The sequence below is a fragment of the Pseudomonas kitaguniensis genome (genome assembly GCF_009296165.1).
Lineage (GTDB): Bacteria > Pseudomonadota > Gammaproteobacteria > Pseudomonadales > Pseudomonadaceae > Aquipseudomonas > Aquipseudomonas kitaguniensis.
In genome coordinates this window covers 1-1,734 of sequence record NZ_VUAZ01000227.1, presented here as the reverse complement: position 1 = coordinate 1,734, position 1,734 = coordinate 1, and the positions used below count along the sequence as shown (strand labels likewise).

Below are 1,734 nucleotides of genomic sequence, written 5' to 3'. Positions count from 1 at the left end.
CCCGAGCCCGTTTGCTGCGCGACAGCGCTACATCAACGATGCAGTGGGGCCTCCCACATTGGATTTGCGCCGCTTGTGATATTGCGCTTAAGGTTCGCTCAGGTTTTTGCCTCAGAGTCCTTATGTTCAATGTCAAACCCCTGGCTTTTGCCCTGCTGGCCGCCGCTGCGCTGCCTGCCCACGCCGACTGGTACCTGGACAACGAGTCCTCGCGCTTGTCGTTCGTCACCACCAAAAACACCGAAATCGCTGAAGTCCATCGCTTCCTGGTGCTGCACGGCAAGGTCGACGGCAAGGGCGCTGCGCAGTTGCAGGTAGAGATGGAGTCGGTCAACAGCGGCATTCCTCTGCGTGACGAGCGCATGCGCAATGAGCTGTTCGAGATCAAGACGTTCCCCGAAGCGCTGATCAGTGCGCAGATCAACCTGCAACCGATCAACGATTTGGCCCCCGGCGCGCAGTTGGAGTTGCGCTTGCCGCTGTCGGTGACCTTGCATGGCAAAACCCAAACCTACAGCGCTGAACTGTTGGCCACGCGCCTGGACGACCGGCGCTTTCAGGTGGTGACCCTGGAGCCGGTGGTGCTGCACGCCGAAGATTTCGAGCTGGTGCCGGGCGTTGCTGCGCTGCGTAAGGCGGCGGGGCTCAAGTCGATCAGTTTGTCGGTGCCGGTCGGTGCGGTGCTGATCTTTACGGCGCGTTGACGTGAGCGGCGCGGTGTTCCCGTGGCGTAACGCCAACCGCTTTGAGTTGCTGATCGACGGGCCGAATTTTTTCCCGCAGATGTTCGCAGGCATTGCCGGCGCGCAGCAGCAAGTCGAGCTGGAATTGTACCTGGTGGAAGCCGGGGCCTGTGCCGACGCGATGGTGCAGGCGTTGGTGCAAGCTGCCGAGCGTGGCGTGCGCGTGCGCTGCCTGTTTGATGATTACGGCAGCCTGGCCTTTACCCTTGGCTTGCGTAAGCGCCTGACCGATGCCGGTGTCGAGCTGCGGTTCTACAATCGCTTGAGCTGGCGGCGTTGGATGCGCAACCTGTACCGCGACCATCGCAAGCTGTTGCTGATTGACCAGAGCATCGCAGTGGTGGGCGGCACCGGCGTTACCGATGAATTCTGGACGCCGGGGCAAGACACCGCCGACTGGCATGAGGTGATGGTGCAAATCAGCGGCCCGCTGGTACTCGATTGGCAGGCGCTGTTCGACCGCCAATGGCACGCCAATGCGGCGCGCCGGGAGTGGAAGCCCGCCACGCATTTCGGCTTGCCGCGCCTGCCCAAGGTGCCGGCGACCGGGCCGGGCCTGGGCCGCGTCGCGTATGCCGACGCGCGTCAGCACCGCGATATTTTGCAATCGCTGATCCGCGCCTTGAACAGCGGCCAGCAACGTATCTGGCTGGCTACGCCGTATTTTCTGCCGACCTGGAGCGTGCGCCGTGCCTTGCGCCGTGCCGCCGGGCGCGGTGTGGATGTGCGTTTGTTGCTCACTGGCCCGCGCACCGATCACCCGTCGGTGCGCTACGCCGGGCACCGTTACTACCCGCGTTTGTTACGGGCGGGCGTGCAGATTTTTGAATACCAGCCGTGTTTCCTGCACCTGAAAATGGTGCTGGTGGATGACTGGGTCAGCGTCGGTTCGTGCAATTTCGATCACTGGAATTTGCGCTTCAATCTGGAAGCCAACCTGGAAGCGCTGGACCCGCAATTGACGGCGGCGGTGGCGGGCAGTTTCGAGCGT

At 62.6% G+C, this 1,734-nt stretch carries 2 protein-coding genes; both read left to right on the top strand.

Going from position 1 to position 1,734, the window contains the following annotated elements; translation table 11 throughout:
• Positions 1-122: 122 nt before the first annotated feature.
• On the top strand, positions 123-704 hold the full coding sequence (locus tag F0169_RS26875) for a YceI family protein (protein WP_152748118.1): 582 nt from the start codon (positions 123-125) through the stop codon (positions 702-704).
• A gap of 1 nt (position 705) precedes the next feature.
• Positions 706-1,734: phospholipase D-like domain-containing protein (locus F0169_RS26870; RefSeq protein WP_172979571.1), on the top strand; the 1,029-nt coding region annotated here is incomplete at its 3' end.